Origin of the sequence: Pseudoalteromonas arctica A 37-1-2 (genome assembly GCF_000238395.3) — a bacterium.
Taxonomy (GTDB): domain Bacteria; phylum Pseudomonadota; class Gammaproteobacteria; order Enterobacterales; family Alteromonadaceae; genus Pseudoalteromonas; species Pseudoalteromonas arctica.
Genome location: NZ_CP011025.1, coordinates 133,109 through 158,421, shown reverse-complemented (window position 1 = coordinate 158,421; position 25,313 = coordinate 133,109). Strand labels below are relative to the sequence as shown.

At 40.7% G+C, this 25,313-nt stretch carries 21 protein-coding genes and 2 pseudogenes; 11 read left to right on the top strand and 12 right to left on the bottom strand.

Going from position 1 to position 25,313, the window contains the following annotated elements; genetic code table 11:
* Positions 1-8: 8 nt before the first annotated feature.
* Positions 9-464, bottom strand: a pseudogene (locus tag PARC_RS00745) (SRPBCC family protein); the annotation flags it as partial.
* Positions 465-561: 97 nt separating this feature from the next.
* Between PARC_RS00745 and PARC_RS00740 the strand changes: the two are divergent.
* On the top strand, positions 562-1,935 hold the full coding sequence (locus PARC_RS00740) for an IS4 family transposase (RefSeq protein WP_096058041.1): 1,374 nt from the start codon (positions 562-564) through the stop codon (positions 1,933-1,935).
* Between the two features lie 12 nt (positions 1,936-1,947).
* Here PARC_RS00740 and PARC_RS00735 read toward each other — a convergent pair.
* Positions 1,948-2,490 (bottom strand): annotated as a pseudogene (locus tag PARC_RS00735) (SRPBCC family protein); the annotation flags it as partial.
* A 418-nt stretch (positions 2,491-2,908) separates the two neighbouring features.
* Here PARC_RS00735 and PARC_RS00730 point away from each other — a divergent pair.
* The gene (locus tag PARC_RS00730) at positions 2,909-4,408 is read left to right on the top strand and encodes a DUF3360 family protein (protein WP_007582201.1); all 1,500 of its coding nucleotides are present in this window, start codon (positions 2,909-2,911) and stop codon (positions 4,406-4,408) included.
* A gap of 95 nt (positions 4,409-4,503) precedes the next feature.
* Here PARC_RS00730 and PARC_RS00725 read toward each other — a convergent pair whose 3' ends face one another.
* The 6 genes from PARC_RS00725 to fabR all read right to left on the bottom strand — a co-directional run bounded on the left by PARC_RS00725 (position 4,504) and on the right by fabR (position 11,096).
* Entirely contained in the window at positions 4,504-5,253 is a 750-nt protein-coding gene (locus PARC_RS00725) for an NYN domain-containing protein (protein ID WP_010555451.1), read from the bottom strand.
* A gap of 127 nt (positions 5,254-5,380) precedes the next feature.
* Entirely contained in the window at positions 5,381-5,980 is a 600-nt protein-coding gene (leuD, locus tag PARC_RS00720) for a 3-isopropylmalate dehydratase small subunit (RefSeq protein ID WP_010555450.1), read from the bottom strand.
* A complete protein-coding gene (gene leuC / locus PARC_RS00715; protein ID WP_010555449.1) occupies positions 5,980-7,380 on the bottom strand; it encodes a 3-isopropylmalate dehydratase large subunit in 1,401 nt (466 codons plus the stop codon). The genes leuD and leuC overlap by 1 nt, the downstream gene beginning before the upstream one ends.
* A 60-nt stretch (positions 7,381-7,440) precedes the next feature.
* Positions 7,441-8,517 carry a 3-isopropylmalate dehydrogenase gene (gene leuB / locus PARC_RS00710; protein ID WP_007582207.1) on the bottom strand — a complete coding sequence of 359 codons (1,077 nt, stop codon included), beginning with the start codon at positions 8,515-8,517 and terminating at the stop codon, positions 7,441-7,443.
* Complete coding sequence (leuA, locus tag PARC_RS00705) at positions 8,514-10,067, bottom strand: 2-isopropylmalate synthase (RefSeq protein WP_008171909.1); 1,554 nt, start codon at positions 10,065-10,067, stop codon at positions 8,514-8,516. Before leuA ends, leuB begins: the two co-directional genes overlap by 4 nt.
* Positions 10,068-10,472: 405 nt before the next feature.
* Positions 10,473-11,096 (bottom strand): HTH-type transcriptional repressor FabR, encoded by a 624-nt coding sequence (gene fabR / locus PARC_RS00700; RefSeq protein WP_010555448.1) that lies wholly within the window; start codon positions 11,094-11,096, stop codon positions 10,473-10,475.
* A 126-nt stretch (positions 11,097-11,222) separates the two neighbouring features.
* On the opposite strand from fabR, the gene PARC_RS00695 reads away from it, so the two are divergent.
* Both PARC_RS00695 and sthA read left to right on the top strand, forming a co-directional pair.
* Complete coding sequence (locus tag PARC_RS00695; protein ID WP_007582235.1) at positions 11,223-12,356, top strand: acyl-CoA desaturase; 1,134 nt, start codon at positions 11,223-11,225, stop codon at positions 12,354-12,356.
* 13 nt (positions 12,357-12,369) lie between these two features.
* On the top strand, positions 12,370-13,800 hold the full coding sequence (gene sthA / locus PARC_RS00690; RefSeq protein ID WP_007582237.1) for a Si-specific NAD(P)(+) transhydrogenase: 1,431 nt from the start codon (positions 12,370-12,372) through the stop codon (positions 13,798-13,800).
* 269 nt (positions 13,801-14,069) lie between these two features.
* Here sthA and hemE read toward each other — a convergent pair whose 3' ends face one another.
* Positions 14,070-15,134, bottom strand: coding sequence for a uroporphyrinogen decarboxylase (gene hemE, locus PARC_RS00685; RefSeq protein WP_002961084.1), 1,065 nt, complete (start codon positions 15,132-15,134; stop codon positions 14,070-14,072).
* A 530-nt stretch (positions 15,135-15,664) separates the two neighbouring features.
* Here hemE and PARC_RS00680 point away from each other — a divergent pair.
* Positions 15,665-16,135, top strand: coding sequence for an Rsd/AlgQ family anti-sigma factor (locus PARC_RS00680; protein WP_007582240.1), 471 nt, complete (start codon positions 15,665-15,667; stop codon positions 16,133-16,135).
* A 65-nt stretch (positions 16,136-16,200) separates the two neighbouring features.
* Here the strand turns inward: PARC_RS00680 and fkpA are convergent, their stop codons facing one another.
* Entirely contained in the window at positions 16,201-16,947 is a 747-nt protein-coding gene (gene fkpA, locus PARC_RS00675; protein ID WP_007582243.1) for an FKBP-type peptidyl-prolyl cis-trans isomerase, read from the bottom strand.
* Between the two features lie 215 nt (positions 16,948-17,162).
* On the opposite strand from fkpA, the gene PARC_RS00670 reads away from it, so the two are divergent.
* Complete coding sequence (locus tag PARC_RS00670) at positions 17,163-18,161, top strand: WD40 repeat domain-containing protein (protein WP_010555446.1); 999 nt, start codon at positions 17,163-17,165, stop codon at positions 18,159-18,161.
* Entirely contained in the window at positions 18,148-18,363 is a 216-nt protein-coding gene (locus PARC_RS00665; protein WP_007378900.1) for a SlyX family protein, read from the top strand. Before PARC_RS00670 ends, PARC_RS00665 begins: the two co-directional genes overlap by 14 nt.
* 32 nt (positions 18,364-18,395) lie before the next feature.
* On the opposite strand, the gene PARC_RS00660 is transcribed toward PARC_RS00665, so the two are convergent.
* The gene (locus PARC_RS00660; protein WP_007378899.1) at positions 18,396-18,599 is read right to left on the bottom strand and encodes a YheV family putative zinc ribbon protein; all 204 of its coding nucleotides are present in this window, start codon (positions 18,597-18,599) and stop codon (positions 18,396-18,398) included.
* 132 nt (positions 18,600-18,731) lie between these two features.
* Between PARC_RS00660 and PARC_RS00655 the strand changes: the two genes are divergently transcribed.
* Positions 18,732-20,654 (top strand): ATP-binding cassette domain-containing protein, encoded by a 1,923-nt coding sequence (locus PARC_RS00655; RefSeq protein ID WP_010555445.1) that lies wholly within the window; start codon positions 18,732-18,734, stop codon positions 20,652-20,654.
* Positions 20,638-21,060: a TIGR02444 family protein gene (locus PARC_RS00650; RefSeq protein ID WP_010555444.1), complete on the top strand. Its 423-nt coding sequence runs from the start codon at positions 20,638-20,640 to the stop codon at positions 21,058-21,060. The genes PARC_RS00655 and PARC_RS00650 overlap by 17 nt, the downstream gene beginning before the upstream one ends.
* Before the next feature lie 792 nt (positions 21,061-21,852).
* On the opposite strand, the gene PARC_RS00645 is transcribed toward PARC_RS00650, so the two are convergent.
* Positions 21,853-23,399, bottom strand: a protein-coding gene (locus PARC_RS00645; protein ID WP_096058043.1) for an IS3 family transposase whose coding sequence is annotated in 2 segments (ribosomal slippage) — positions 21,853-22,940 and positions 22,940-23,399 — 1,548 coding nt in all. Because the reading frame shifts where the segments join, the coding sequence is not laid out codon by codon here.
* A gap of 634 nt (positions 23,400-24,033) precedes the next feature.
* Between PARC_RS00645 and PARC_RS00640 the strand changes: the two genes are divergently transcribed.
* Positions 24,034-25,026 (top strand): hydrolase, encoded by a 993-nt coding sequence (locus PARC_RS00640; protein ID WP_007582255.1) that lies wholly within the window; start codon positions 24,034-24,036, stop codon positions 25,024-25,026.
* The gene (locus tag PARC_RS00635; RefSeq protein WP_007582257.1) at positions 25,023-25,277 is read left to right on the top strand and encodes a YheU family protein; all 255 of its coding nucleotides are present in this window, start codon (positions 25,023-25,025) and stop codon (positions 25,275-25,277) included. Before PARC_RS00640 ends, PARC_RS00635 begins: the two co-directional genes overlap by 4 nt.
* The last annotated feature ends 36 nt before the right edge of the window (positions 25,278-25,313 follow it).

The window sequence follows — 25,313 nt, the reverse complement described above, 5'->3', positions numbered from 1 at the left end:
GGTTTAAGCTAATTATAAGAAACAGCTGCGATAAGTGACTTTTCAGCTCTGTTTTTCATCAACGTTAAAAGTGAATGATGAAAATCTTGAAATATCACCTCCCCCCATATTCGCGAATAAACACCAAAATTTGTATTATCTTGCACGGTCGTTTTTAACGTTAAAATCGTATTGCCGCTTTTATCTTCACTTAACTCATATCCACCGTAAAGAGGTGAAAAGTATTCACCGCCTAGTTTTACGTGTTTATCGAGTGCGTCATCGGGGATAGCATCAGGGTCTATATCAAATCTATAATGCATCTGTTTATTTGGTTGCCAGTCGGTTATTACTTCTTTAAACACAACGCCTTTTTGCCAAGTACTTGTGCGAACAGCGCCTATACCGCTAGCATTCATACTTGCCTTTAATGGCTTTGGTACGCCAATTAATTGAGTGAGTGAAAAAGGCACTTCCTGCTGTCTCTTATACACAAATCCCTGCTAAGAAATTAGCGGGGATTTTTTTGAACTAAATCTCAATGTCATGATCAGATCTTCAAATCTTGTTTGAGGGCACATTATGATTAACGAACATACTCATTGGGCAAAACAACAATTCGGTAAATCGGACTTAGGTGATCCAAGAAGAACAGCGCGTCTGGTAAAGTTAGCATCAACGCTTGCAAATGAACCAGGAAAACCACTTGTGAACATCACTCAATCCCCCGCCGATATGGAAGGTGCCTACCGCTTTATTCGCAACGAGAATATTGACGCAACGGCTATAGCAGAGTCAGGCTTTAAAGCCACGGTTGAACAAGCAAAAAGTCATAACTTATTACTCGCATTAGAAGACACGACCACACTAATTTATAAACATTCCTCCATTCGAGATGATTTGGGTCATGTCGGACGAGGAGCAAAACAACGAGGCTTGTTAGCTCATAGCGTATTACTGTTTGCGCCAGACACAAAGCAAGTTGTGGGATTAATTGAACAGTCTCGCTGGAGTCGTGATATCAACACGATTGGAAAAAGAGAAAAACACGCGACGACTTCTTACGAAGAAAAAGAAAGTTACAAGTGGGAGTCAGCGTCACGAGCGATGGCAGAGCGGCTGCAAGGACAAATGGCGAACGTGATATCGGTGTGTGACCGCGAAGCGGACATCTACGAATACTTGCAGTATAAACTGAGCGAGCAGCAACGATTCGTCGTACGCTCGATGCAAAGTCGTCATATTGAAGAAGGTGAGGATAAGCTCTATGCGTTTGCAAGCGAGCTGATGAGTGCAGGCACCAAACACATCCACATTGCACAAAAAGGAGGAAGAAAAGCCCGAAGCGCAACACTGGATATCACCTATGCGCCAGTGACACTCAAAGCGCCTTACAATAAGAAAGGACACTCCCTCCCAGTTTACTATGTCGGCTGTGCAGAGCGAGGAAACGCTGAGAACGGCTTAAGCTGGCACCTATTAACCAGTGAACCAGTCACCAGCAAAGAAGACGCTTTAGCTATCATCACCTACTATGAGCACCGTTGGCTTGTAGAGGAATACCATAAAGTCTGGAAAAGTGATGGTACGGATATCGAAAGTTTACGCCTTCAAAGCCAAGATAACATGGAAAGATTGGTGACGATTAATGGCTTTATTGCGACGCGAATATTGCAACTAAAGTTCACCAATGAGCAGCCTGATTCTCCAAGTTGTGAACAACTGTTATCTCCCAAAGCATGGAAGTTATTGTGGTTAAAGAGAATAAAAACACCATTGCCTGAAACTGCTCCAAATATGTCATGGGCGTATCAGGAACTGGCAAAGTTAGGAGGCTGGAAAGATACCAAGCGCACAGGGCGTGCATCTGTGAAAGTGTTATGGCAAGGATGGCTTAAGTTACAAGCCATCCTGGAAGGCTACGATTTAGCAAAATCTCTTGAGTCAGACTTGTGATCAAGAGACAGCTTCCTGTGGTTTTATGTCACTCACATTAGCTAACTGCTGCCACACAACATTGATGGGCGCGTTAATAGCTATTGAATTTGTTACTTCGTATGTTTTTGATAAATGTAAAAAGTTAACTTCAATAGGTGAGAGCAATATAGGTAACAACGCGATTGATAATAAAGAACTATTCGCTTTTTTTATTTTACGTTTTCTAACAAAGCCCGCAAGTAACCCACCAATGCTGGCAAAAAACATAAAAGCAGGCAAAGCCATTGCCACACAAATGCTCCCTTCAAGCAAAGTAATTATACTTACAAATAAAAAAACAAAAATAGGCTGCCAAGCAATCGTGATCATTTGCCTTTTAGTTAATGTTTTTGATTCGTTGTACTCAAAGTGAATACGAATATAGCCAATAGCAACAGGCACTAAAAACATAAATGATATAGAGACTAAGCTACCTAAATTGTAAGCATTGACTAGCTCTACAAACAGCCGCATAAATATGCCGTAAAGCGTACCAAGTAAAATACCAATTGATTTAGGGGAGTTGAGTTGCATCTCTATTCTTTATTGTTGTTATTAACAATCCGAAAGTAACAGAAGTATTATTTCACCACAAATAAAACGAAATTAACGGCTGCTACCAATAAGCTTTTCAAACAAAGCGGCTTTTACAGCCACTAAGACTAAAGGATAATAACCTGCCATTAACACTATTCCCCGCTATAAACAGTGATCAAACTCCTTGAAATAAAAATCAAACCATTGATTTGTAATAACTTTAAATCATTTTGTGTAATTTTATAATTTTTAACGTAAAGCTGATTGTCAGATTAACTGTATTAAAAACAACCATGCACGACCTTTTGCCTATACATCCCAGCCTAAGAGCTGATTTACCCTGCATGTTCAATATTCATTTGCTTTAACAAAAGCCGTATTTATTTGATTAAGCAACAATGTTGCAGGAGAACGCATGCAAACTACACCACCCGGTGATGCACCATCAAACACGCACAAGGATGCTCAAAGCTACGAGCAACTTCACAAGCCGAGTTCAGAGTTTAATACTCGCGACGAGTATCTCGAACATGAATTACAAATTATGCAGCCTAAGCGCTGGCGTCCGAATTTACCGTTTAGAGATTACCGATTTGAATTTGAAGACACCATTCCTGCAATGGCGGGCACTATTGGTAAAGTCGTTATGGTGGGGGCTATTGCGGCAACATTTGCAGCGCCTCTTGGATTAAGCGATGCCTTTGTTTTAGAAAATGTGCGCTACGAATTACTCATTGTTTCTATTTTTATCATCTTATTCTCAGGCTTTATTTTACCTACAGCCAACTTGGCTGGTACTCACGGCCCGCTTATTCCGTTAATTCCTATTGTTGTTGCTGCTGGCGGTCACCCTATGGCGTTTGGCTTACTCATTGGTGCCTTTGGTTTTATTTTAGCCATAACCAAGGGAGGAAGTATGCTCGCGCGCCTAACCAGTAAAGGTGTATGTGGCGGGCTACTTATTTATTTAGGCTTTATTGGTACTATTTCGCAAGTTAAAAAGCTGTTTGCTTGGGCTGAAGCTATTGATATGGCACACATTGCGTTTATTGTTATTTTAGCCACCATTTTATTGTATGCGCTATTAGAGCACTTTAAAAAGCGTTGGTTAGCCGTGCCGTTAAGTTGCCTTATTGGTGGCGTGGTTGCCTTTGCCTTAGGCGCACCGTTTGAGTTTCATACTGCACCGGGTTTACCAAATATGAACCCAGCTTACTGGTGGGGCGAAAACACGGGCTGGATGCTTGGCCTACCAACGCTTGAAAGCTTTGTTGTTGTACTCCCATTTGCAGTGCTCGCCGTTGCTATGTGGTCTCCTGATTTTTTAGGCCATCAAGTATTTCAAAAAATAAGCTATCCGCAACGCACTGAAAAAGTACAAATGAATATCGACGACACCATGCTAAGTGCATCGGTTAGACAAACATTCGGCTCACTTGCCGGTGGTGCTAACTTTGCCTCCTCTTGGGGTACTTATATTGTGCCTGCCGCTATTGCTAAACGCCCTATACCTGCTGGCGCTATTTTAACTGCATTATTTTGTATTATTGCTGGTTTATGGGGTTACCCTATGGATTTAGCAATTTGGCAGCCGGTATTGTGTGTAGCGCTTATTGTTGGGGTGTTTATCCCGCTACTTGAAGCTGGCATGGAAATGACGCGCGAAGGTAAAACGACGCAATCAGCCGCTATTGTGGTGTTTGCTTCGACCTTGGTTAATCCTGCTTTTGGTTGGTCACTTACTATGTTACTTGATAACTTAGGGCTGATTGGCTGTAAAGAGCGCAGCGCTGAGCTAACTAAAATGAGCCGCTGGGTGATTCCACTTATTATGTTTGTGTTACTTACCACTGTAATGGCAATTGTAGGCATGTTACCCGGTATACCTGCGTTAATGGCTGACTTTAGGCATTAACCTTTAGCTACCACATCTAATATTTACCCACAAAAAAGCACGGCAATTGCCGTGCTTTTTTGATATTTATTTAACTCGCTTCGATTAGAAGAATGTCAATCACCAACACCCCACCACTCTGGTATAGGGTTTGGTTGAACATTAAAAAGTTCAGATAACTTTTTCACAATATCAAAAGATTTTTTACCATCGATGTGCTTTTCAAGACCTTTTGCTACAGTGCCGAATAGCGGATCAAGAACAACATCTACACCATGAGTACGAGCTAACTTTGCAGCCGGAACGAAGTCAGCATCAGAAGCTATTAGAACCATAGTATCTACAAACTGACTAAGGGTAAGGGTTGTTATATCTATACCTATACGTGTATCTACACCTTTTTGTTGAAAATCAGGATGGAAATCCTCAGGCGTGAGTTCGTCAATACGCTTATCCCCTTTTAGCAAACTTTTTTGAGCGTATTCGTTGAGAATCCAACGCTTAGTAGCAGCAAGCTCACCCATTCGCAAAGCAACTTTTCTCGTTTTCGATAGTTGCTGGTGAAGGTCTAGCTGTCGAATAGTTCTAGGATCTGTCTTAAAGTTCTTCGTTCTTGCCCCTCCTTTATCTCCCGGTCGTACAACCGGTTCGCGTAACTGCTCAGTAAAAGGAGGTGCGTCGTAGTAATAAATACGATAGAGAATATCTTTTTTCAAATGGACTTGATGTTGGTCTATGATGTGCAACATTATGGAAACCATATGTTCAGGTAAGACTTTCTGAGCCCCAAAGTATTTCCGGCTAAAAAACTCTACCCGCCTTACAAAGAACCCTCCGTCTACAAAAACTGCAATTTTATTATCCATTTATATGCTCACAAAAACGCAAAAAGCCCGGGACTGCTGATATCCGCTAAAAATATGGATATGAGCTGTGCCGAGCCGATGCATCAAATTTACTGTATGCTGACGATCATGTCAAATATATTTAGCGTTACTGCCAAGAACGCTCAGTCGCTAGTTGTTTTTCAAACGCATCAATTTGTGGGTTTAGCGTTTCGGTTACACCAATAAAGTCTAAACCACTTAACAAACGTTCTTTTACCTCTTTACTAATATCAAAACTAATTGGTGCAAACTTACTGCTTGTTAGTGTTTGATTTTCAAGATCGATTTCAATGTTAATATCGTCGTGCTGCTCGCTAAGTACAAACAATTGCTCAAGCGTATCGGCAGGTAATGCAATGGCTAGCATTTGGTTGTTACCACAATTATTAAAGAAAATATCTGCAAAGCTTTCAGCCAAAATTACTTCAAAACCATATTGCTTAAGCGCCCATGGCGCGTGCTCACGAGATGAGCCACAACCAAAGTTATCGCGCGTTAATAATATTTGCGCGCCTTGGTAACAAGGGCGATTTAAAATAAAGTCAGGGTTTGGCTCGTCGTTATCTAGGTAGCGCCAATCATAAAATAATGCAGCATCAAAACCTTCACGGCTAGTTGATGTTAAAAACTGCTTAGGAATAATTTGGTCAGTATCAACATTGTTTTTATCAAGTGGGGCCATTAAGCCACTAAAAAATACGCTCATTAGGCTTCTCCTCTAATATCAACAAAGTGACCATGTATTGCAGCGGCTGCAGCCATTGCGGGGCTAACTAAATGGGTACGCCCGCCACGACCTTGGCGACCCTCAAAGTTACGGTTAGAAGTAGATGCACAACGCTTGCCTGCTCCTAGGCGGTCATCGTTCATCGCTAAACACATAGAACAACCTGGTTCGCGCCATTCAAAGCCAGCGGCTTTAAAAATATCGGCTAAGCCTTCGTCTTCGGCTTGTTTTTTAACTAAGCCAGAGCCCGGTACAATTAACGCCTCTATGCCGGCTACCACATGTTTGCCTTCAACAATTTTTGCAGCAGCGCGCAAGTCTTCAATGCGGCTATTTGTACATGAGCCAATAAATACCGTGTCTACTTTCGCGCTTGATAATTTATCGCCCGCTTTTAAGTCCATGTATTTAAGTGCGCTGCGAATGGCATCGGCTTTAATTAAATCTGGCTCTTTATCTGGATCGGGTATGCACTCATCAACACCAATTACTTGCTCTGGGCTTGTGCCCCAGGTAATTTGCGGCTGAATGTCGTCGGCATTTAGCTCAACAACTAAATCAAAGTGTGCGCCTTCATCCGTTTTTAATGTTTCCCAATATTCAACGGCTGCATCAAAATCTGCGCCTTTTGGTGCAAACGGACGACCTTTTAAGTAATCATAAGTAATTTGGTCAGATGCAATCAAACCCGCTTTTGCACCCATTTCTATGCTCATATTACATAGCGTCATACGGGCTTCCATTGAAAGTGCTTCAATGCCTGCACCACAAAACTCTGCTACATAACCTGTGCCACCAGCGGTACCTAACTTGCCAATTACCGCCATAATTAAATCTTTAGCCGTAACCGTTGGACGCAATACACCGTTAATTTGAATTTTTAACGATTTCGCCTTTTTTTGCTGTAGCGTTTGCGTTGCTAATACGTGCTCAACCTCAGACGTACCAATACCATGCGCTAATGCGCCAAACGCACCATGCGTAGAGGTATGGCTATCGCCACATACAATGGTTGTGCCAGGCAAAGTAATCCCTTGCTCTGGGCCCATTACGTGCACAATACCTTGATTAATTGAGTTTAAATCGTAAAGCACAATACCAAACTCTTTACAGTTTTTATCAAGCGCCATTAATTGGTTTTTAGATACTTCGCTTGCCGCATCAAGTGATCGGCTCTTAGTCGATACGTTGTGATCCATCGTTGCAAAGGTTTTTTCTGGGCAACGTACAGTACGGTTTTTTTCACGTAGACCAGCAAAAGCCTGCGGAGAAGTAACTTCATGCACTAAATGGCGGTCAATATAAAGTAAGTCGGTTTGCTCGTTTATGCTGGCAACGGTATGTGATTGCCAAATTTTTTCGTATAACGTTTGGGCCACTTGCTAATTCCCTAATCTGTTTGAGTTGCAGCATAACGGTGCTGCAACTTTAATATGTTATTAAATGCGTGAAACGATGGCTGCTGCCACATCGCTTGTGCTGTAACCTGCATTTGGATATATATCTGGTGTGCCAACGCCTGCTTCTACGGCTTCTGCTACTGCTTTTTCAATGGTGCGTGCAGCTTCGTCTTGCCCTAGCGAGTAACGTAGCATTAATGCGGCACTTAAAATTTGTGCTATTGGGTTTGCAACGCCTTTACCTGCAATATCTGGTGCTGAACCGCCTGCTGGCTCGTACAACCCAAAGCCCGATTGATTCAAGCTTGCCGATGGTAATAAGCCCATTGAGCCTGTGATCATGGCGCACTCATCTGACAAAATATCGCCAAATAAGTTATCGCAAAGTAATACATCAAATTGGCTAGGCTGCTTAACTAACTGCATAGCGGCGTTATCTACGTAAATGTAATCTAAGCTTACTTCTGGGTAGTCTTTGCTTACTTCGGTTACTACTTCGCGCCATAATACGCTTGATGCAAGTACGTTTGCTTTATCAACCGAGGTAACATGGTTACTACGTAGTTTTGCAGCTTCAAAAGCAAAGCGTGCAATACGTTCAATTTCTTTTCGTGAGTATGTTTGCGTATCAAATGCAAACTCTTCTGCGCCTTCACCACTGCGGCCTTTTTCACCAAAGTAAATGCCACCGGTTAGCTCGCGCACACATAAAATATCAAACCCTTTTTCGCTGATATCAGCGCGAAGTGGCGACGCTGCACTTAATGCAGGTAATAACTGTGCAGGGCGTAAATTACAAAACAAACCAAAGTGCTTACGAAGCGGCAATAACGATGCGCGCTCAGGCTGCTCGTTTGGTGGTAAGTTTTCCCATTTAGGACCGCCTACCGAACCAAATAAAATAGCGTCTGAGTTTTCACACGCAGTAAGTGTACTCTCTGGTAATGCTTTACCAAATTCGTCAATGGCTGCGCCGCCAATTGCATAATGCTCGCGGTTTAGGGTAAAACCAAACTTATTGCTCACAGCATCAAGTACTTGCTCTGCTGCTGCCATTACTTCTGGACCAATACCGTCGCCAGCTAATACCGCAACGCTGTAGTTTGTTTTACTCATCCTGCTTTCCTTTGTTGTTTTAAATCAGACACTTTTTGTGCACGATAAATTAAGTTATAAACACGGATCATGGCGCGTACCGACGCTTCAACCACATCCGCTGCAATGCCCGCACCGTGGTAAGGTCGGCCATCGTATTTAGCTATAATATTCACTTGGCCTAATGAGCTTGCACCTTGGCCTGTCGCTTCTAAGTTATATTCAATCATTTCAACGCTCATACCGGTTAAGCGCTCAATAGCTGCAAACGAAGCTTCAACTGGGCCATTACCTGTCGCGGCTTCTTGTTTAGCTTCGCCATCAATGCGCATTCCAATAGTAGAGCTTGCTACCGATTGTGAGTTAGAGGCTGAGTTAACAAATTCTAATTGGTATTTTTCGTCTTTGTCGTTAATTTGATTAAAGTAAATCATCGCCTCAAGGTCGTAATCGTATACTGTGCCTTTTTGGTCAGCCAATTCGATAAAGCTTTTATATAAGCCATCCATATCGTAATCAGATTTTTGATAGCCTAATTCTTCTAGGCGATGCTCAATAACATGACGACCCGAACGCGAAGTCATATTTAATTGGTTGCTTGGCACACCCACGCTTTCTGGCGACATAATCTCATAAGTATTTTGCGCTTTTAATACACCGTCTTGGTGAATGCCAGAGCTGTGTGCAAAGGCGTTTTCGCCAACAATCGCTTTATTTGGCTGTACTGGCATATTACAAATTTTAGCCACTTGGCGAGATGCGCGGTAAATTTCTTCACTTTTAATATCTGTGTATACTTTTAAGTGGTCGTGGCGCATTTTCATGATCATCGCCACTTCTTCAAGCGAGCAGTTACCAGCACGCTCACCAATGCCATTAATAGTACACTCAATTTGACGTGCGCCGGCTTGCACTGCAGCTACTGAGTTTGCTACTGCTAAACCTAAATCGTTGTGGCAATGCACACTTAAGCGCGCTTTATCAATATTTGGCACGTTATTCATTAAATGACGGATCATCGCAGCGTATTCGTCTGGCGTTACAAAACCAACGGTATCTGGCAAGTTAATCGTTGAAGCTCCGGCGTTAATTGCCTGCTCAACAATTTTACATAAATCCCAATGCGGCGTACGACCGGCATCTTCACACGAAAACTCAACATCATCAGTATAGTTACGTGCCAATTTAATTGATTTAACAGCCATTGCCGTTGCATCGTCTAGGCTCATACGTAATTTATGTTCAAGGTGCAAAGGGCTTGTAGCAATAAAAGTATGAATACGGCTTTGTTGTGCTGTGCGAAGTGCTTCGCCACAGGCTTCAATGTCTTTAGCAACAGAGCGTGCCAAACCACAAATAATCGGGCCTTTTACTTCGGTTGCAATACGTTGCACCGAGCGAAAATCAGCAGGGCTCGAAACCGGAAAACCCACTTCCATCACATCCACATTCAAGCGGCTAATTGTATGTGCTAATTGAATTTTATCATCTTCAGTAAGGCTTGCTTTAAGCGCCTGTTCGCCATCACGTAAGGTGGTATCAAAAATCCATACTTTATCTTGCTCTTGCATAACTGCCCCTCATTCCTATGTTACCCAAATTTCAATTAATCCCAGCCGCGAGATAAAAAAAACCCCGCAATTGCGGGGTTTTTAGTGTTCAACTCGATGCAAACACACTAATCCCCGCTTACTTGCCATAGCAGTAAGAGGTTAAGTTTTAGTGTAATTAAACGAATAATATGCATCTTGTTTTCTTGTGTGTGTGTTCAGTGAAGCCTATTTTTAACATTCATAGCCGCACCAAGCAAGCATAAATATTCCACATAATAGATTTAAAAACGATTCAATTGGGTTTTTTAATTCAACATAGGTCCATATAAAGAATTAAAATAACAAATACGTAACCAGCGACGCTTAAATTAATAAGCACTGCAATATACCGTGCTTATATTAACTTTTTGCAATTTTTTTAAGCTATGCTTCTTTATTCGTTTCTCTTACGTAATGCCCGGCTCCACGAGTAATATAACGCAGCTGCCAAATAACGCGCTCAATCAATTCGTCGCGTTGCAATCCTTCTATATCGAGCGCTTCTGCACCCGCATTAAATACGAGCGTTACCATAGATTCAGCCTGAATATAGGCATGCATAGCATTACATTTAGTTTCACTTTCTAAATAATGAGCCAGCTCTAAAATAAAATGTTTTACTTCGCGGGCTACAGCGGCTCTAAATGCTTTAGAAGTCCCAGATCGTTCTCGCAGCAACAACCTAAATTGGTTACTTGAGTTATCAATAAACTCCATAAAAGTAACCACTGAGGTATTTATAACACTGCCGCCATCGTTTGCTATTCGTCTGCGTGCTTGACGCATTAGTTGGCGAAGAGTTAAGCCTGCTTCGTCTACCATGGTTAAACCTAGCTCATCCATGTCTTTAAAATGACGATAAAAAGAAGTTGGGGCAATACCAGCTTCTCGTGCTACTTCGCGTAAACTTAAATTCGAAAAACTATGATCAGCACTCAGCTGATTAAATGCCGCTTGAATTAACGCCTGTCGTGTTTTTTGTTTCTGTTGCGCTCTAACACCCGACATCAACAGCTCCCTGAATTATTTTATATGAATATTTAGTGATATTAGCTCAATTGTACAGTCTAATACTTGACGACGAGAGTTTGAAATACTATTTTAGCTTACAGTTGTACGCTGAGATTGAGAATTATGAATAAACCACCGATTATTTGGACAAACGTCCTATTTTTTAGCCTAACCTTTTTGGCGGCTGCCACACTTGTACCTTGGTACGCCATTAGCTACGGATTTACCAGCGCGCATTGGATTGCTTTTGTTGGCTGCATGTTTTATGCAGGCTTATCAATTACTGCCGGCTACCATCGATTATGGGCACATAAAACCTATAACGCACACCCTGCTGTTGAATTTATTTTTGCGCTTGGCGGTGCTTTTGCACTACAAAACAGTGCTTTGCATTGGAGTAGCGATCACCGTATACATCACGGTCAAGTTGACGACCCAATAAAAGACCCTTACGCGGCTACCAATGGTTTTTGGTATAGCCATATCGGCTGGATGTTACGTGACTACCAAGGCGATAGCTACAACGACTATAGTAATTGTCGTGATTTACAACGAAATAAAGTCGTTATGTGGCAACATAAGCACTACTTAAAACTAGCACTTGCTATGAACGTAGGTTTGCCTCTTGCACTTGGTTTATTAGTTGGTGATGTGTGGGGTATGTTAATTCTTGCAGGTTTACTACGCTTAGTACTAAGCCAACACTTTACCTTTTTTATAAATTCGGTTGCACATATTTGGGGCTCTCGCCCATACACCGAAAAAAATACGGCACGCGATAACGGTTTTTTAGCGTTATTTACATACGGTGAGGGGTATCACAACTTCCACCATATTTTTGCAAGCGACTACCGTAACGGTATTAAATGGTTTCATTACGATCCAACAAAATGGATGATCCGCTCTTTAGCCGCTGTTGGTTTAGCCAATAAACTAAAGCGTACACCTGTTGAACGTATCGAAAAAGCAAAGGCCGAAACGCTAATGAGCAAAACGCAAACGCGTCTTGCAAAATTGCCTTTAGCACAAGATAAGATTACATTATTACAACAAGAGTACGATTTACTGCTGAAAAAACTGCAAAATTATTGTTCACTACAAAAACAAGTGTTAGAAGTTAAAAAAAATAACATGGCAAAGCAGTGTGAACGCTCAGCATTAATGGCACAATACCATGAGTTGGAAGCCGCCTGGGAAAATCAAAAACAGGCATGGCTAGCACTTAATGCGAGGTTATTAAAAGCCTCTTTTAATTAATTTAGGAGTGGCTGTGGCCAAACAACCAGAACAAAAAAAAGTACCCGTGACATACCAATATGATGCAATAATTATTGGCACGGGTCCTGGCGGTGAAGGTACCGCCATGAACCTTTCAAAAAACGACAAAAAAGTAGCGGTTATTGAACGCCAAGAATCAGTTGGTGGCGGTTGTGTACATTGGGGAACAATTCCTTCAAAAGCGCTTCGCCACTCTGTTAGCCGCTATATTGAATACAAAGCAAATCCGTTATTTAATGTTGGTGAGCGCCCTAGCCGCTTAACATTTCCTGATATTTTACGTCATGCCAGTTCTGTTATTTCTAAGCAATCTAATTTACGTAGCAGCTTTTACGATCGTAACCGCATTCATATGTTTCAAGGTGATGCGAGCTTTGTAGATAAGCACACAATTGAAGTAAAAAGAAATGATGGTTCAACTGAGCGACTGACCGCTAAAACGATTGTTATAGCAACGGGCTCACGCCCTTATCGCCCACCAGAAGTCGATTTTACGCATTCTCGTATTTATGAGAGCGACACTATTTTAGGTCTTAAACACGACCCTCACCGCGTACTTATATACGGCGCTGGTGTAATTGGTTGTGAGTACGCTTCTATATTTAAAGGTTTAGGCGCTAAAGTTGATTTAGTTAATACACGCGACCGACTACTTGCTTTTATGGATGCTGAAATATCTGACGCGCTTAGCTATCACTTTTGGAACAGCGGTATTGTTATTCGTCATAACGAAGAGTTTGACCGAATAGAAACGCGTGACGACTGCGTTATTATGCATTTAAAATCAGGCAAACGCGTAAAAGCTGACTGTATTTTATTTGCTAATGGCCGTACTGGTAACACTGATACATTAAACCTTGAAGCCATTGGTTTAAAAGCTGATAGCCGTGGCCAATTAAAAGTTAACGAAACATATCAAACAGAAGTTGATAACGTTTACGCTGTAGGTGATGTAATTGGCTATCCAAGCCTTGCAAGTGCTGCGTTTGACCAAGGTCGTATAGCTGCTGATGCAATTGCGTGTGGTAACTGTGACGACCGCCTGATTGTTGATATTCCGGCCGGTATTTATACCATCCCAGAAATGAGCTCAGTCGGTAAAACCGAGCAAGAGCTTACAGCCGCTAAAGTACCATATGAAGTTGGCCGTGCTCAGTTTAAGCATTTGGCACGTGCGCAAATTGCTGGTACTGAAGTAGGTAGTTTAAAAATATTATTCCACACCGAAACCAAAGAAGTACTTGGCGTACATTGTTTTGGCGAGCGTGCCTCTGAAATTGTTCACATTGGCCAAGCTATTATGGAACAAAAAAATGGTGGCAATAATATCGACTACTTTGTAAATACCACATTTAACTACCCAACCATGGCTGAAGCCTACCGTGTTGCGGCATTAAATGGTTTAAATCGCTTATTTAAATAACTGCTTAAATAATACCAATCCGCAATAATACTTAATCAATTTGAGGGGTTAAATCTGACGTTAACTACGTTAAAAATTTCTGATATAGAACACTAAATAACGAAATTTTTGCCTTGTTATCGACACGATTTTCTTCCCTCAAAATAGATCACTTAATTAAGCGAATTGGTATAAGTAGTTTTAAAAGCCTTTATAAATAGGTAACAAAAAACCCGCAACTTAGCGGGTTTTTTACTTTTAAACAGTTTTAAAGTTTATTTAAGTAGCTATTACTTATGGTACTTAGCACTTAGCTCATGTACTGCATTAATGAATACACCAGCATTTTCAGGATCTACATCTGGTGTAATACCGTGGCCTAAGTTAAACACGTGGCCATTGCCTGTACCGAAGTCTTCTAAAATAGTGCCTACTTCTTGGCGAATACGCTCTGGTGTACCGTGTAACATAGATGGGTCCATATTACCTTGTAGAGCTACTTTATCACCCACACGGCGTTTAGCGTCGCTAATATTAATAGTCCAATCAAGACCAATTGCATCACAACCTGTTGCTGCAATAGCTTCAATCCATTGACCACCATTTTTAGTAAACAAAGTAACCGGTACTTTACGACCATCGTATTCACGAATTAAGCCATCTACAATTTTATGCATATATTGCAGTGAAAATTCGTTGTAATCGCGCGGGCTTAATACACCACCCCATGAGTCAAATACCATTAGCGATTGCGCGCCAGCTTTAATTTGAGCATTTAAATAATCAATAACTGAGTCAGCTAACTTATCGAGTAATAAATGAAGTGTTTGCGGCTCTGCAAACGCCATTTTTTTGATTTTACCAAATACTTTGCTGCTACCGCCTTCAACCATATAAGTTGCTAGCGTCCAAGGTGAACCAGAAAAACCAATAAGCGGTACTTCACCTTTAAGTTCACGACGAATAGTGCTTACTGCGTTCATTACGTAGCCAAGCTCGTCTGTAGGATCTAACTTTGGAATTTTTTTAACATCAGCAAGTGATGAAATAGGACGTTCAAACTTAGGGCCTTCGCCAGTTTCAAAGTAAAGACCTAAACCCATCGCATCTGGAATCGTTAAAATATCACTAAATAATATAGCGGCATCTAACGGGTAGCGACGTAGTGGCTGCAGTGTTACTTCACATGCAAGCTCAGCATTACGGCACAGGCTCATAAAATCGCCCGCTTGTGCACGTGTAGCGCGATACTCTGGTAAATAGCGTCCTGCTTGGCGCATCATCCATACCGGAGTTACATCAACAGGTTGTTTTGCAAGTGCACGTAAATAACGGTCGTTTTTTAATTCGCTCATGGCGTAAATGATCCTAAGACTTGTATAAATTGTGCAAGATTGTACCACCATATTCTCCGACCCTCTATTGCTTAGGGACGAAAACAGCTTTACCTAGAGGCAGATCAATATAATGGCGTGCTTCAATCCATTTTGACTATAAAACAAGCAAAAAAGAATAACATTTAAAACTTTTTATTAATATGTTTGCAACATTACAAAAACCTTGTTATTGTTTGTCCCGCGTTAACAAAAACAATAATAAAAATCTTAAAACAATAAAAATAAATGTTTTAAAATAATAACAATAAAAATCATCTCATAAAAATAAGAAAGCTTGTTATAACAAGTCACTGAAAGAAATTAGACCACCGTAACTGGTGGTTTTTTCTTGCCTAAAATAAAATCTCTCGCCTTAGATTATATAAAAAGGTACACCCCTCAAAGTAGCTCAACTTTACTTGTTGATATACTCGCAAATTAAATATATCTTGATGTACATAAACTTATTATATTCTAATTGAAAGACCAACCCAGCTAGGAGAACAGTTATGCTGACGCGTGTAGAAAAAGCTCAACAAAAATGGGGTGGTAGCCACACAGTAATTGATAAATGGCTAAACGAACGCCAAGACCTTATTGTACTTTATTGCAAAATTGCAGGTTTTACGCCGTACGAAAAACAAGATCAAGCATTGCCAGAGCCAAAACTAATTGAATCATTTTGCCAACTTTTAATGGATTACCTATCTGCGGGCCATTTTGAAGTGTATGACGATATAGCAAAAGCATGTGAAAAAAAGGGCTTACAGAGCCAAGAGCTTGCAAACTCTATTTACCCGCGTATTTCCAGTACAACCGACATAGCGTTAGATTTTAATGATAAGTACGCTGAAGTAGACAAAGAAGACTTGTTAAAGGGTTTTGATGATGACTTATCTGTTATTGGTGAGGCATTAGAAGCACGCTTTGCACTTGAAGATGAGCTTATTGATAACTTGTTTTCTAATCACGCAAACTAATATGTTATTTACGCATATTAAAAAAGGGACCTAAGGTCCCTTTTTGCATTTACACAATAAACTTATTATTGTGCTGGTGCTTCTTCATTTTGAATTTCAAGTAATTCAACTTCAAATACAAGTGTTGAATTAGCTGGAATCTTACCTAAGTCACGGTCGCCGTAAGCAAGTTCTGAAGGAATAGTGAACTTGTACTTAGAACCCACTGACATAAGTTGTAAACCTTCAGTCCAACCAGCAATTACGCGGTTAAGAGGGAAAGTTGTAGGTTCGTTACGTGCATATGAGCTATCAAACTCAGTACCGTCTAATAAAGTACCTTTGTAGTGTACTTTAACTACATCAGTTGCTACTGGCTTTTCGCCATCGCCTTCGCTAAGTACTTCATACTGTAGGCCAGACTCAGTTACTGTAACGCCTTCTTTTTTAGCGTTGTCAGCTAGGTATTTAACACCCGCTTCTTTGCTTTTTTCAGACTCTACTTTTGCTTTTTCTTCTTGCTTAGTACGTACTGATGTATCTAGTTCAGTTAATACTTCGCGAATTTTTTCTTCGTCAATTTTTGCATTACCAGCAAGTGCATCTTCAAAACCACGGATTAAAAGTGCTTGGTCTAGCTCAATACCAATTTCTGTTTTGTCTGCTAGGTCTTTATTTAAAAAGTTACCTACAGATGCACCAATACCGTATGCTTGTTGCTGTTCTACAGTGTCTAATTTAACTTCAGCTTGTTCTTTTTTTGCTTCTTGATTACAAGCTGTAAGCGCTAAAACTGACGCTGCAATCAATGACAATCTAATCGTCTTTTTCATTTTAAATCTCCGACACACTTTGCAGTTGTCATTTTAATGTATTATTACTAGTTAAAGATTAACGGCCCACATGATAGGCTGCTTGTTTAATGACTAAATTCCACATTGTTAGCTAAACTAAAAACATATCCAGTGATTAGACAAACAACCTAGGCATTTAACGCGTCCTAGTCTAACCTCTCAGTCACTAAGAGTTAAGGGGAAATACCTGTAATATGTCGATATTTCGTACTTTTTTAATCGTATTTAGCTGTTTTTTAGCCATCGCCTGTACCGATAAAAAACAACACGCTGTAGCAAGTTACGAACATGCTGCACAAGGTGCGTTTTCATCAACACTTTCAAACGATGGTAAATACAGTTTGATCTCCTCTATCAACCATGGGGTCGCCCTGTGGGATAATCAACAGCAGGTACTAAAATACCAATGGTTTCAGCAGCAAGATCAAGACAGTTTGGTATACGCCGTTGCTATTGCTTTTGATAACAGCGTGGCTGTTACCGCCGAAAAAACCACGTTTGCTGTGTGGGATATAGCCACAGGCAAAAATAAAGGTTATTACAAAATACAAAAAGCCAGTATTCGCGATATTGCCATTAGCAATCAAGGCCGTAGTGTTTTATACGGCCGTAGCGACGGCGTTGTCGTATTTGTAAACCTAGAAACCGGACGTCGTATTGAGTTTTTAGGTCATCAAGATAAAGTTAATACCGTTGACCTGTCACCTAACGGGCATTACGCATTAAGTGGCTCTAACGATTATGTTGCTTACTTTTGGGACACACGTACAGGTCAAGTAATTCATCGTTTTAATCACCCAACGCGTGTTACCCAAGTAACGCTCGATCCACAAGGTCGCTATGCGTTTACGGCCGACAGTATGGCACAAGCAAATGTATGGAAGCTGACTACAGGTGATCTTGTGAGTAAACTGAAGTATATTGCGCGTCAGAAAATTTTTACTGCTGTGCGTTTTAACGAACAAGGCACTTTGCTTGCAACCGGCTCGCCAAATAAGCGCGTAGATTTGTGGCAAATACCAAGCGGTGAAAAAATTCAAACTTGGCAGGTTACCCCGCGCGAAGGCAGTAAGCCTAAATCTGCGGTGGTACTAGATGTGACATTTACAGATAACGGTAAGTCGTTGTTAACCGAAAGCTCCAGCGGTATCGCAGAGCGATTTATTATACGAGAGAATAATGAACACAATTGAACATCGCTTAATGGAACTTGAAGCCAAAGTGGCTTTTCAAGACGAAACAATTGAAGTCTTAAATGATGAAATAAAAGTGCACCAGCAACTGTTAGCAAAAATGAAACGCCAAACTGAGCTGCTAGCAGAAAAAATTAAAGAGTCGCAGTCATCATCGTCTATGATGTCTGAAGCACCTGAGCCGCCTCCACCGCATTACTAAAACCGGTAAAAATTAGGCAATAAAAAACCGGGTTAGTCGCCCGGTTTAAATACACCAATTACTTGTTCAAATTGACGAGTAGACGCCTGAACAGCGTTATCGGGTTGCGCCATTTTATGACCACACTCAACACACTCTACTTTTTCAACATCATGTTCTCTGTATAGCATCATAGTATCCATGGCTTTGCAGTCAGGGCACGATGCACCAGCAATAAATCGCTTCTTTTGTCTCACAACATTTTTCCTGTGGTTTGAACTGCCGCTATTTTATCGTATAACTTCACTTGTTGATACGCTTGATAAGAGCATTAAGTTCTATGTTATGATAGCGCCAACTTAACAAGGGCACAGCAAAGTAACGCATTCATGATCCAAATCTCAGAAATAGAACTACTTCGTGGCGGTAAAGCCTTATTAAAAAACGCATCAGCTACATTATTCCCAGAGCACAAAGTAGGCCTTGTTGGCGCTAATGGCTGCGGAAAATCAACGTTATTTGGTTTACTAAAATCAGAACTGCAACTAGATGCCGGTAACTGCAGCATTCCAAAAGATTGGTCTATTGCCTCTGTTAAGCAAGAGACACCTGCACTTGAAATAAGCGCGATTGATTATGTACTTCAAGGCCACCCAGAATACTACGCAATGCGTATAGCACTGCGTGAGGCCGAAAAAAACAACGATGGCGACACACAAGCCAAAGTACATATTCAGCTTGAAAATATTAAAGGCTACAGCATTGAGTCAACCGCCGGTGAGCTATTACACGGCTTAGGCTTTGCCAATAACCTAATAAAAAACCCTGTAAGCTCGTTTTCGGGTGGTTGGCGTATGCGTTTAAACCTTGCCCAAGCATTAATACGCGACGCCGATTTACTATTACTCGATGAGCCAACAAATCACCTTGATTTAGATGCCGTTTATTGGCTTGAACGATTTTTGCGTGCTTATACCGGCACCCTTGTACTTATATCGCATGACCGTGAGTTTTTAGATGCGGTGGTTGATCAAATTTGGCACGTAGATAAGCAACTTATTAACGTGTACAAAGGTAACTACTCGCAGTTTGAACGCCAAAAAGCAGAGCGCTTGCTACAACAACAAGCGATGTTTGATAAGCAACAAGATCAAATTGCACACTTAGAGCAATTTATAACGCGCTTTAAAGCAAAAGCCAGTAAAGCTAAACAAGCACAAAGCCGTGTAAAAGCACTGGAACGCATGGAAAAACTAGCGCCAGCACATGCCGACTCGCCATTTAACTTTGAGTTTGCAGAGCCAAAAGCATTACCAAACCCACTAATGACAATAGATAAAGCCAAAGCGGGTTATGGTGACGTCACTATTTTAAATAATATAGAGCTAAACCTTGTACCAGGTAGCCGAATTGCTTTACTTGGTCGAAATGGCGCGGGTAAATCAACGTTAATTAAACTGCTTTCTGGTGATTTAGAGCCGCAAGCGGGCGAAGTTATTCAGCATCACGGATTAAATATTGGTTACTTTGCGCAGCATCAGCTGGAATCTCTTGATTTAAAAGCCAGTGCAATAACGCACATACAACGACTAGACCCAAAAGCCACTGAACAATCACTACGTGACTTTTTAGGTGGTTTTGCCTTTATTGGCGATAAAGCACTTGAGCCTGTAGCCCCGTTTTCGGGCGGCGAAAAAGCACGTTTAGTACTTGCCATGTTGGTATATCAAAAGCCAAACTTATTATTACTGGATGAGCCAACCAACCACCTTGATTTAGAGATGCGCCATGCACTTGTTATGGCACTACAAGGCTTTGAAGGCGCTATGGTTACCGTTTCGCATGATCGCCATATGCTTAAAAATACTGCCGATGAGTTTTACTTAGTAGATAACGGCAAAGTAACCCAGTTTGGTTACGACTTAGATGCGTATTATCAATGGTTACTTAACGCGAATAAAGAAGCGGTTAAAGCGCAGCAAACCGACGAGCCTAAAGCAAACCCAGGCGTTAACCGAAAAGAGCAAAAGCGCTTAGAGGCTGAATTTAGAAAAGCCACTCAGCCACTTAAAAAGCAAATTGAAAAGCTTGAAAAGCAACTCGATAAATTTACCGCCGAATTAAGTGAAGTTGAAGTGACCTTAGGTGATAACGAACTCTACAACGACGACAACAAAGCCAAGCTTAAAGAGTTATTAGCCAAGCAAGCAACCCTTACGCCTAAGCTTAACGAAGTTGAAGAAGAGCTACTTATGGCACTTGAAGAAATGGAAGAAAAAGAGCAGGCATTCGCCGATGAACTTGCTCAATAGCGACCATTTTTGGCAGTTTGCGTGCACCTTGTACGCAAAGCCTGATCAACAAACAACCTTGCTGGCACTACAAAACCAGCAAGGAAAAAACGTTAATTTATGCTTATTGCTACTTTATTTAGACTCATTAAATTTAAGTATTAATACCCAACAGCTAAATGAGTTAACGCAAGTAGTTAGTGAATTTGATACTTATGCATTACAGCCTCTGCGCGCTGCTCGTAGCTATTTAAAAGCTAATCAGAATACGATAAGTGATTACGCCACAATACGCGCAGAGTTACTAAGCGCTGAGCTAAAGCTTGAAAAGCAACAGCAACATATGTTGATTGAAGCAGTAAATGAGTTTGAATTAATCCAGCATGCAGAACCAAACAATATTGAGCTGTATATGAAAGCCACTTAGGCTGCGACTTTTTATAACCTCCTCTACTGCTCATTCTCTTTTCTTTGTGCAAAAAACCTTTAAGTAAATAATTCACAAAGAGGTTAAGAGGCGCTTCGCTTTTAGAGGAAAACAAACTAGATTACTTAGATAAAAATATAAATATTGAGCGGCTGTTTAGCTCAGCATTTTATTACCCTGCCCCCATTTGCTTCTCTTTTTCTTCTTTTTTCGCAAAGATCTTTAAGTAATTTACTCACAAAGAGGTTAAGAGGCGCTTCGCTTTTAGAGGAAAACAAACTAGATTACTTAGGTAAAAATATAAATATTGAGCGGTTGTTTAGCTCAGCATTTTATTACCCTGCCCTAATTTTCTTCTCTTTTTCTTCTTTTTGCGCAAAGACCTTTAAGTAATTTACTCACAAAGAGGTTAAGAGGCGCTTCGCTTTTAGAGGAAAACAAACTAGATTACTTAGATAAAAATATAAATATTGAGCGGCTGTTTAGCTCAGCATTTTATTACCCTGCCCCCATTTGCTTCTCTTTTTCTTCTTTTTTCGCAAAGATCTTTAAGTAATTTACTCACAAAGAGGTTAAGAGGCGCTTCGCTTTTAGAGGAAAACAAACTAGATTACTTAGGTAAAAATATAAATATTGAGCGGTTGTTTAGCTCAGCATTTTATTACCCTGCCCTAATTTTCTTCTCTTTTTCTTCTTTTTGCGCAAAGACCTTTAAGTAATTTACTCACAAAGAGGTTAAGAGGCGCTTCGCTTTCGGAGTTTTTCAAGTTAGTTGTCGCATCAAATTAAATTTTATGCCGCCCGCATTGCTTCTTTTTTCTCTGGATTTAAATTTACTTCATTGATCATCGTCCAATCTCGAGACTTTCCTGACCAACGACTTGGATTCTGTAATTTCGCCATCTCATTTACCTGATGACGTTTCGCTAGTATCGCTTTATCTAATCCTAAATGACGCTGGTTTGGCGTGACAAATTTAATACCGCTGTGCAAGTGCTCATCGTTGTACCAATCAACAAATCCGCTAACCCACTTTCTTGCGCTACCCATGCTTTCAAAGGCTTTCTCAGGGTATTCCGGGCGATACTTTAACGTCTTAAATAGCGATTCAGAATAAGGATTATCATTACTCACAGACGGTCGGCTAAATGAAGGAACAATACCTAACTCCTGCAATGTCGCTAATAACGTTGCCCCTTTCATTGGACTGCCATTATCCGAGTGCAACGTGACTTGCTCAGGCTTTACCTGCTCTCGCCTGCAAATATCTACCATTAAATCAGCCGCCAGTGTGCTTAGTTGTGTGTCATGAACCTGCCAACCAACTATTTTTCGACTATAAATATCCATCACTAAATATAAGTATAAAAACTGACCTTTAACAGCTGTTGGCAAATACGTGATATCCCATGTATAAATTTCGTTTACACGTGTTGCCCTGAGCGCTTTTGGCTTTTTTATCTTTTTATTTGGTTTAACTTTTTCTCTGTGTGTTAATAATTTATGCGATTTCATAACGCGATAAAACGAGCTTTCTGATGCTATCCACACATCTTTATCCAATAGTTTAGGGACTATCTTGCTGGGTGGTAAATGCCCATATTCTATTGAATTAACCGTCTTAATTATACGCTGTTGCTCTAATTCAGTTAGCCTGTTAGGTGGTCGCTTTATCGTACTTGTTCGCTTATCTGTCATATCATCAGCTTCAATCCAGCGTTGAATTGTTCTTGCCGTTAGACCAAGTAACTCACATGCTTTTTCTTGCCTTGCCCCTGATTTCTGCGCGTCGGTAATGAGCTTTATCAATTCATGACGCTCAGTTGAGCTGGTTAATCGTCCTCGTTGAAACCCCAAAGCGCATCTGCTTTTTTTTTGAGTACGAGTAAGGCGGCTGTTTCTGCTAACGCTTTGTCTTTACGATTAAGCTCTTTTTGAAGCTGCTTAATTTCTTGTTTGAGCTGTTTACTGTCTGATTTTACGGGCTTCGTTGAAGGCCCTTTAGCAAAATCTTGCTTCCATTGTTTAATATGATGCGGGTAAAGCCCCTTAGCACGGCAATATTCATTAAGAGCTGCTTCATCTAAACTCGCACATTCAATAATGGCGTTAAGCCTTTCTTCTAAGCTCCAGTCATGAGGGCGTTTTTCTGTTGTCATGTGACTACCATTATTTTTAGTTTCAAGTTCATGGTTTTTAGCAAGCGCGATCCATCGTTGCAAGGTTGAATAACCGATGCCTAAATCAAGCGCAATATCTTCTAGGCGAACATCATCACATTGAGATAATGCTTTTTCAACAGCTTGAACTTTAAATTCTTGTGTAAATCGACGTCTCATTTTATCTGCCTCTATTAAAAGTTAGAGGCGACAACTATCCTGACACAGGGGGCTTTTAGAGGAAAACAAACTAAATTACTTAGATATAAATATTGAGCAGTTTGTTGCTCTACCCTCATTTACTTCTCATTCTTTTCTCTTTGTGCAAAAAATCTTTAAGTGGTTTACTCAAAAAAGTTTAAAGCGCTACGCTTTTAGGTAAAGTGAAAAACTCTCTTAGCTCTCAGTGATAATAACTTAGTAGCCTTTAAAGCATGATCTAAATCAACTTAGCTTCACCCCTATATCTGCTTATGTAAATAACTTGATCTCGATCACGTTGCGACCTGCAAACACCGCCTATGATTAACCCATCAACAACGAGGGGAACAACTCATGAACGTATTCTTTAGAGACTTTTTTACAGATCCAGTTTTATTTATGTCTTTTGGGTTTTTAACCATCGTTGTTTCTTTGTGTATCTTTTTTGCTTTTTTCTTTTTGAAAAAAATACATGATGCAGAAATTCCCGAACAAAATTAAGCACGACGCACTAAAGCGCCTTATTAGTTTACTAGTTAGGCGCTTTTTATTTTCTGAAGCGAAAAATTTGGTACACTAGCTTTTCGTTTAATACAAAGTGCGTAGTACAAACATGATCTCTCAGTTCAAACCAGCATGGTGGATGACCAATCGTCACGTTCAAACCATAATGCCGCGTTTTTTCCGCCCATTTCACCACACTCGCTACGAACTTGAGCAACTTGATACACCTGATGGTGACTTTATTGAGCTCGCATGGTCACTTCCACATAACGAAACCGCTCCACTTGCCGTTGTTTTACATGGCCTTGAGGGCAATATAAATAGCTTTTATGCCAAAGGCATGATGAAGGCGTTAAAAAAGCAAGGATATGCAGTTGTGCTTATGCACTTTAGAAATTGCTCAACTGAAGTAAATCGCCTGCCACGTGCTTATCACAGCGGTGACACCGCCGATTTAGCCTTTTTTATAAATCACTTAAAGCTGCAATTTCCTGAGCGCACTATGGTCGCTGTAGGTTTTTCGTTAGGCGGTAACGTACTGGCCAAATACTTAGGTGAACAATCACAAGCATGCCCACTAAGTGCTGCAGCGGTGGTATCTGCTCCTTATGATTTGTCGTCATCAAGCGATGTTATTCGTAAAAGCTTAGGTAAAATTTACCAAAAATATCTGCTCGATCGCATGAAAAAATCAATGCAGCGAAAGCTGCCACAAATTAAGCAGCAAATTTCACTAACACCAAAACAGTTAATGAAAATTGACGATTTATTAGAGTTTGATAATCAGTTAACAGCCCCTCTGCATGGTTTTGAAAACGCACACGATTACTATCGCAAAGCCAGTGCAATGCCGTACTTAAAAGATATCGCTATACCTACACTTATTATTCATGCCAAAGACGACCCTATGCTCTCAATTAAGGCCGTACCAAGTAGGCAAGACGTAAGTGAGCATGTTACGCTGCGCATCTCTGACAAAGGCGGACACGTTGGTTTTATTAGCGGTAAAAATCCGTTTAAGCCTATATTTTGGTTAGAGAAAGCCGTGCCATGCTATTTTGGGCAACATGTTTTAGGCAACGCAAACAAAGAGCAATTATGATTATCCCTTTTGAACAACTCGATAAAGATACACTATACAACCTAATAGAAAGCTACGTACTGCGCGAAGGCACCGATTATGGCGAAGTAGAAGCAAGCATCGAATCTAAAGTTAACCAAGTTAAGCTTCAGCTTAAAAATGGCGAAGCAATGGTGTTTTTCTCTGAATTACATGAGTCAGTTACTATTATTTCTAAGGGCGAATTTAAAGCGCTGCAAAGTGAAGAGCATCAAGCAGAGGCGTTTGATTAAGGTGTAGTACTTGTAACTTTTGAATTGAACATACAC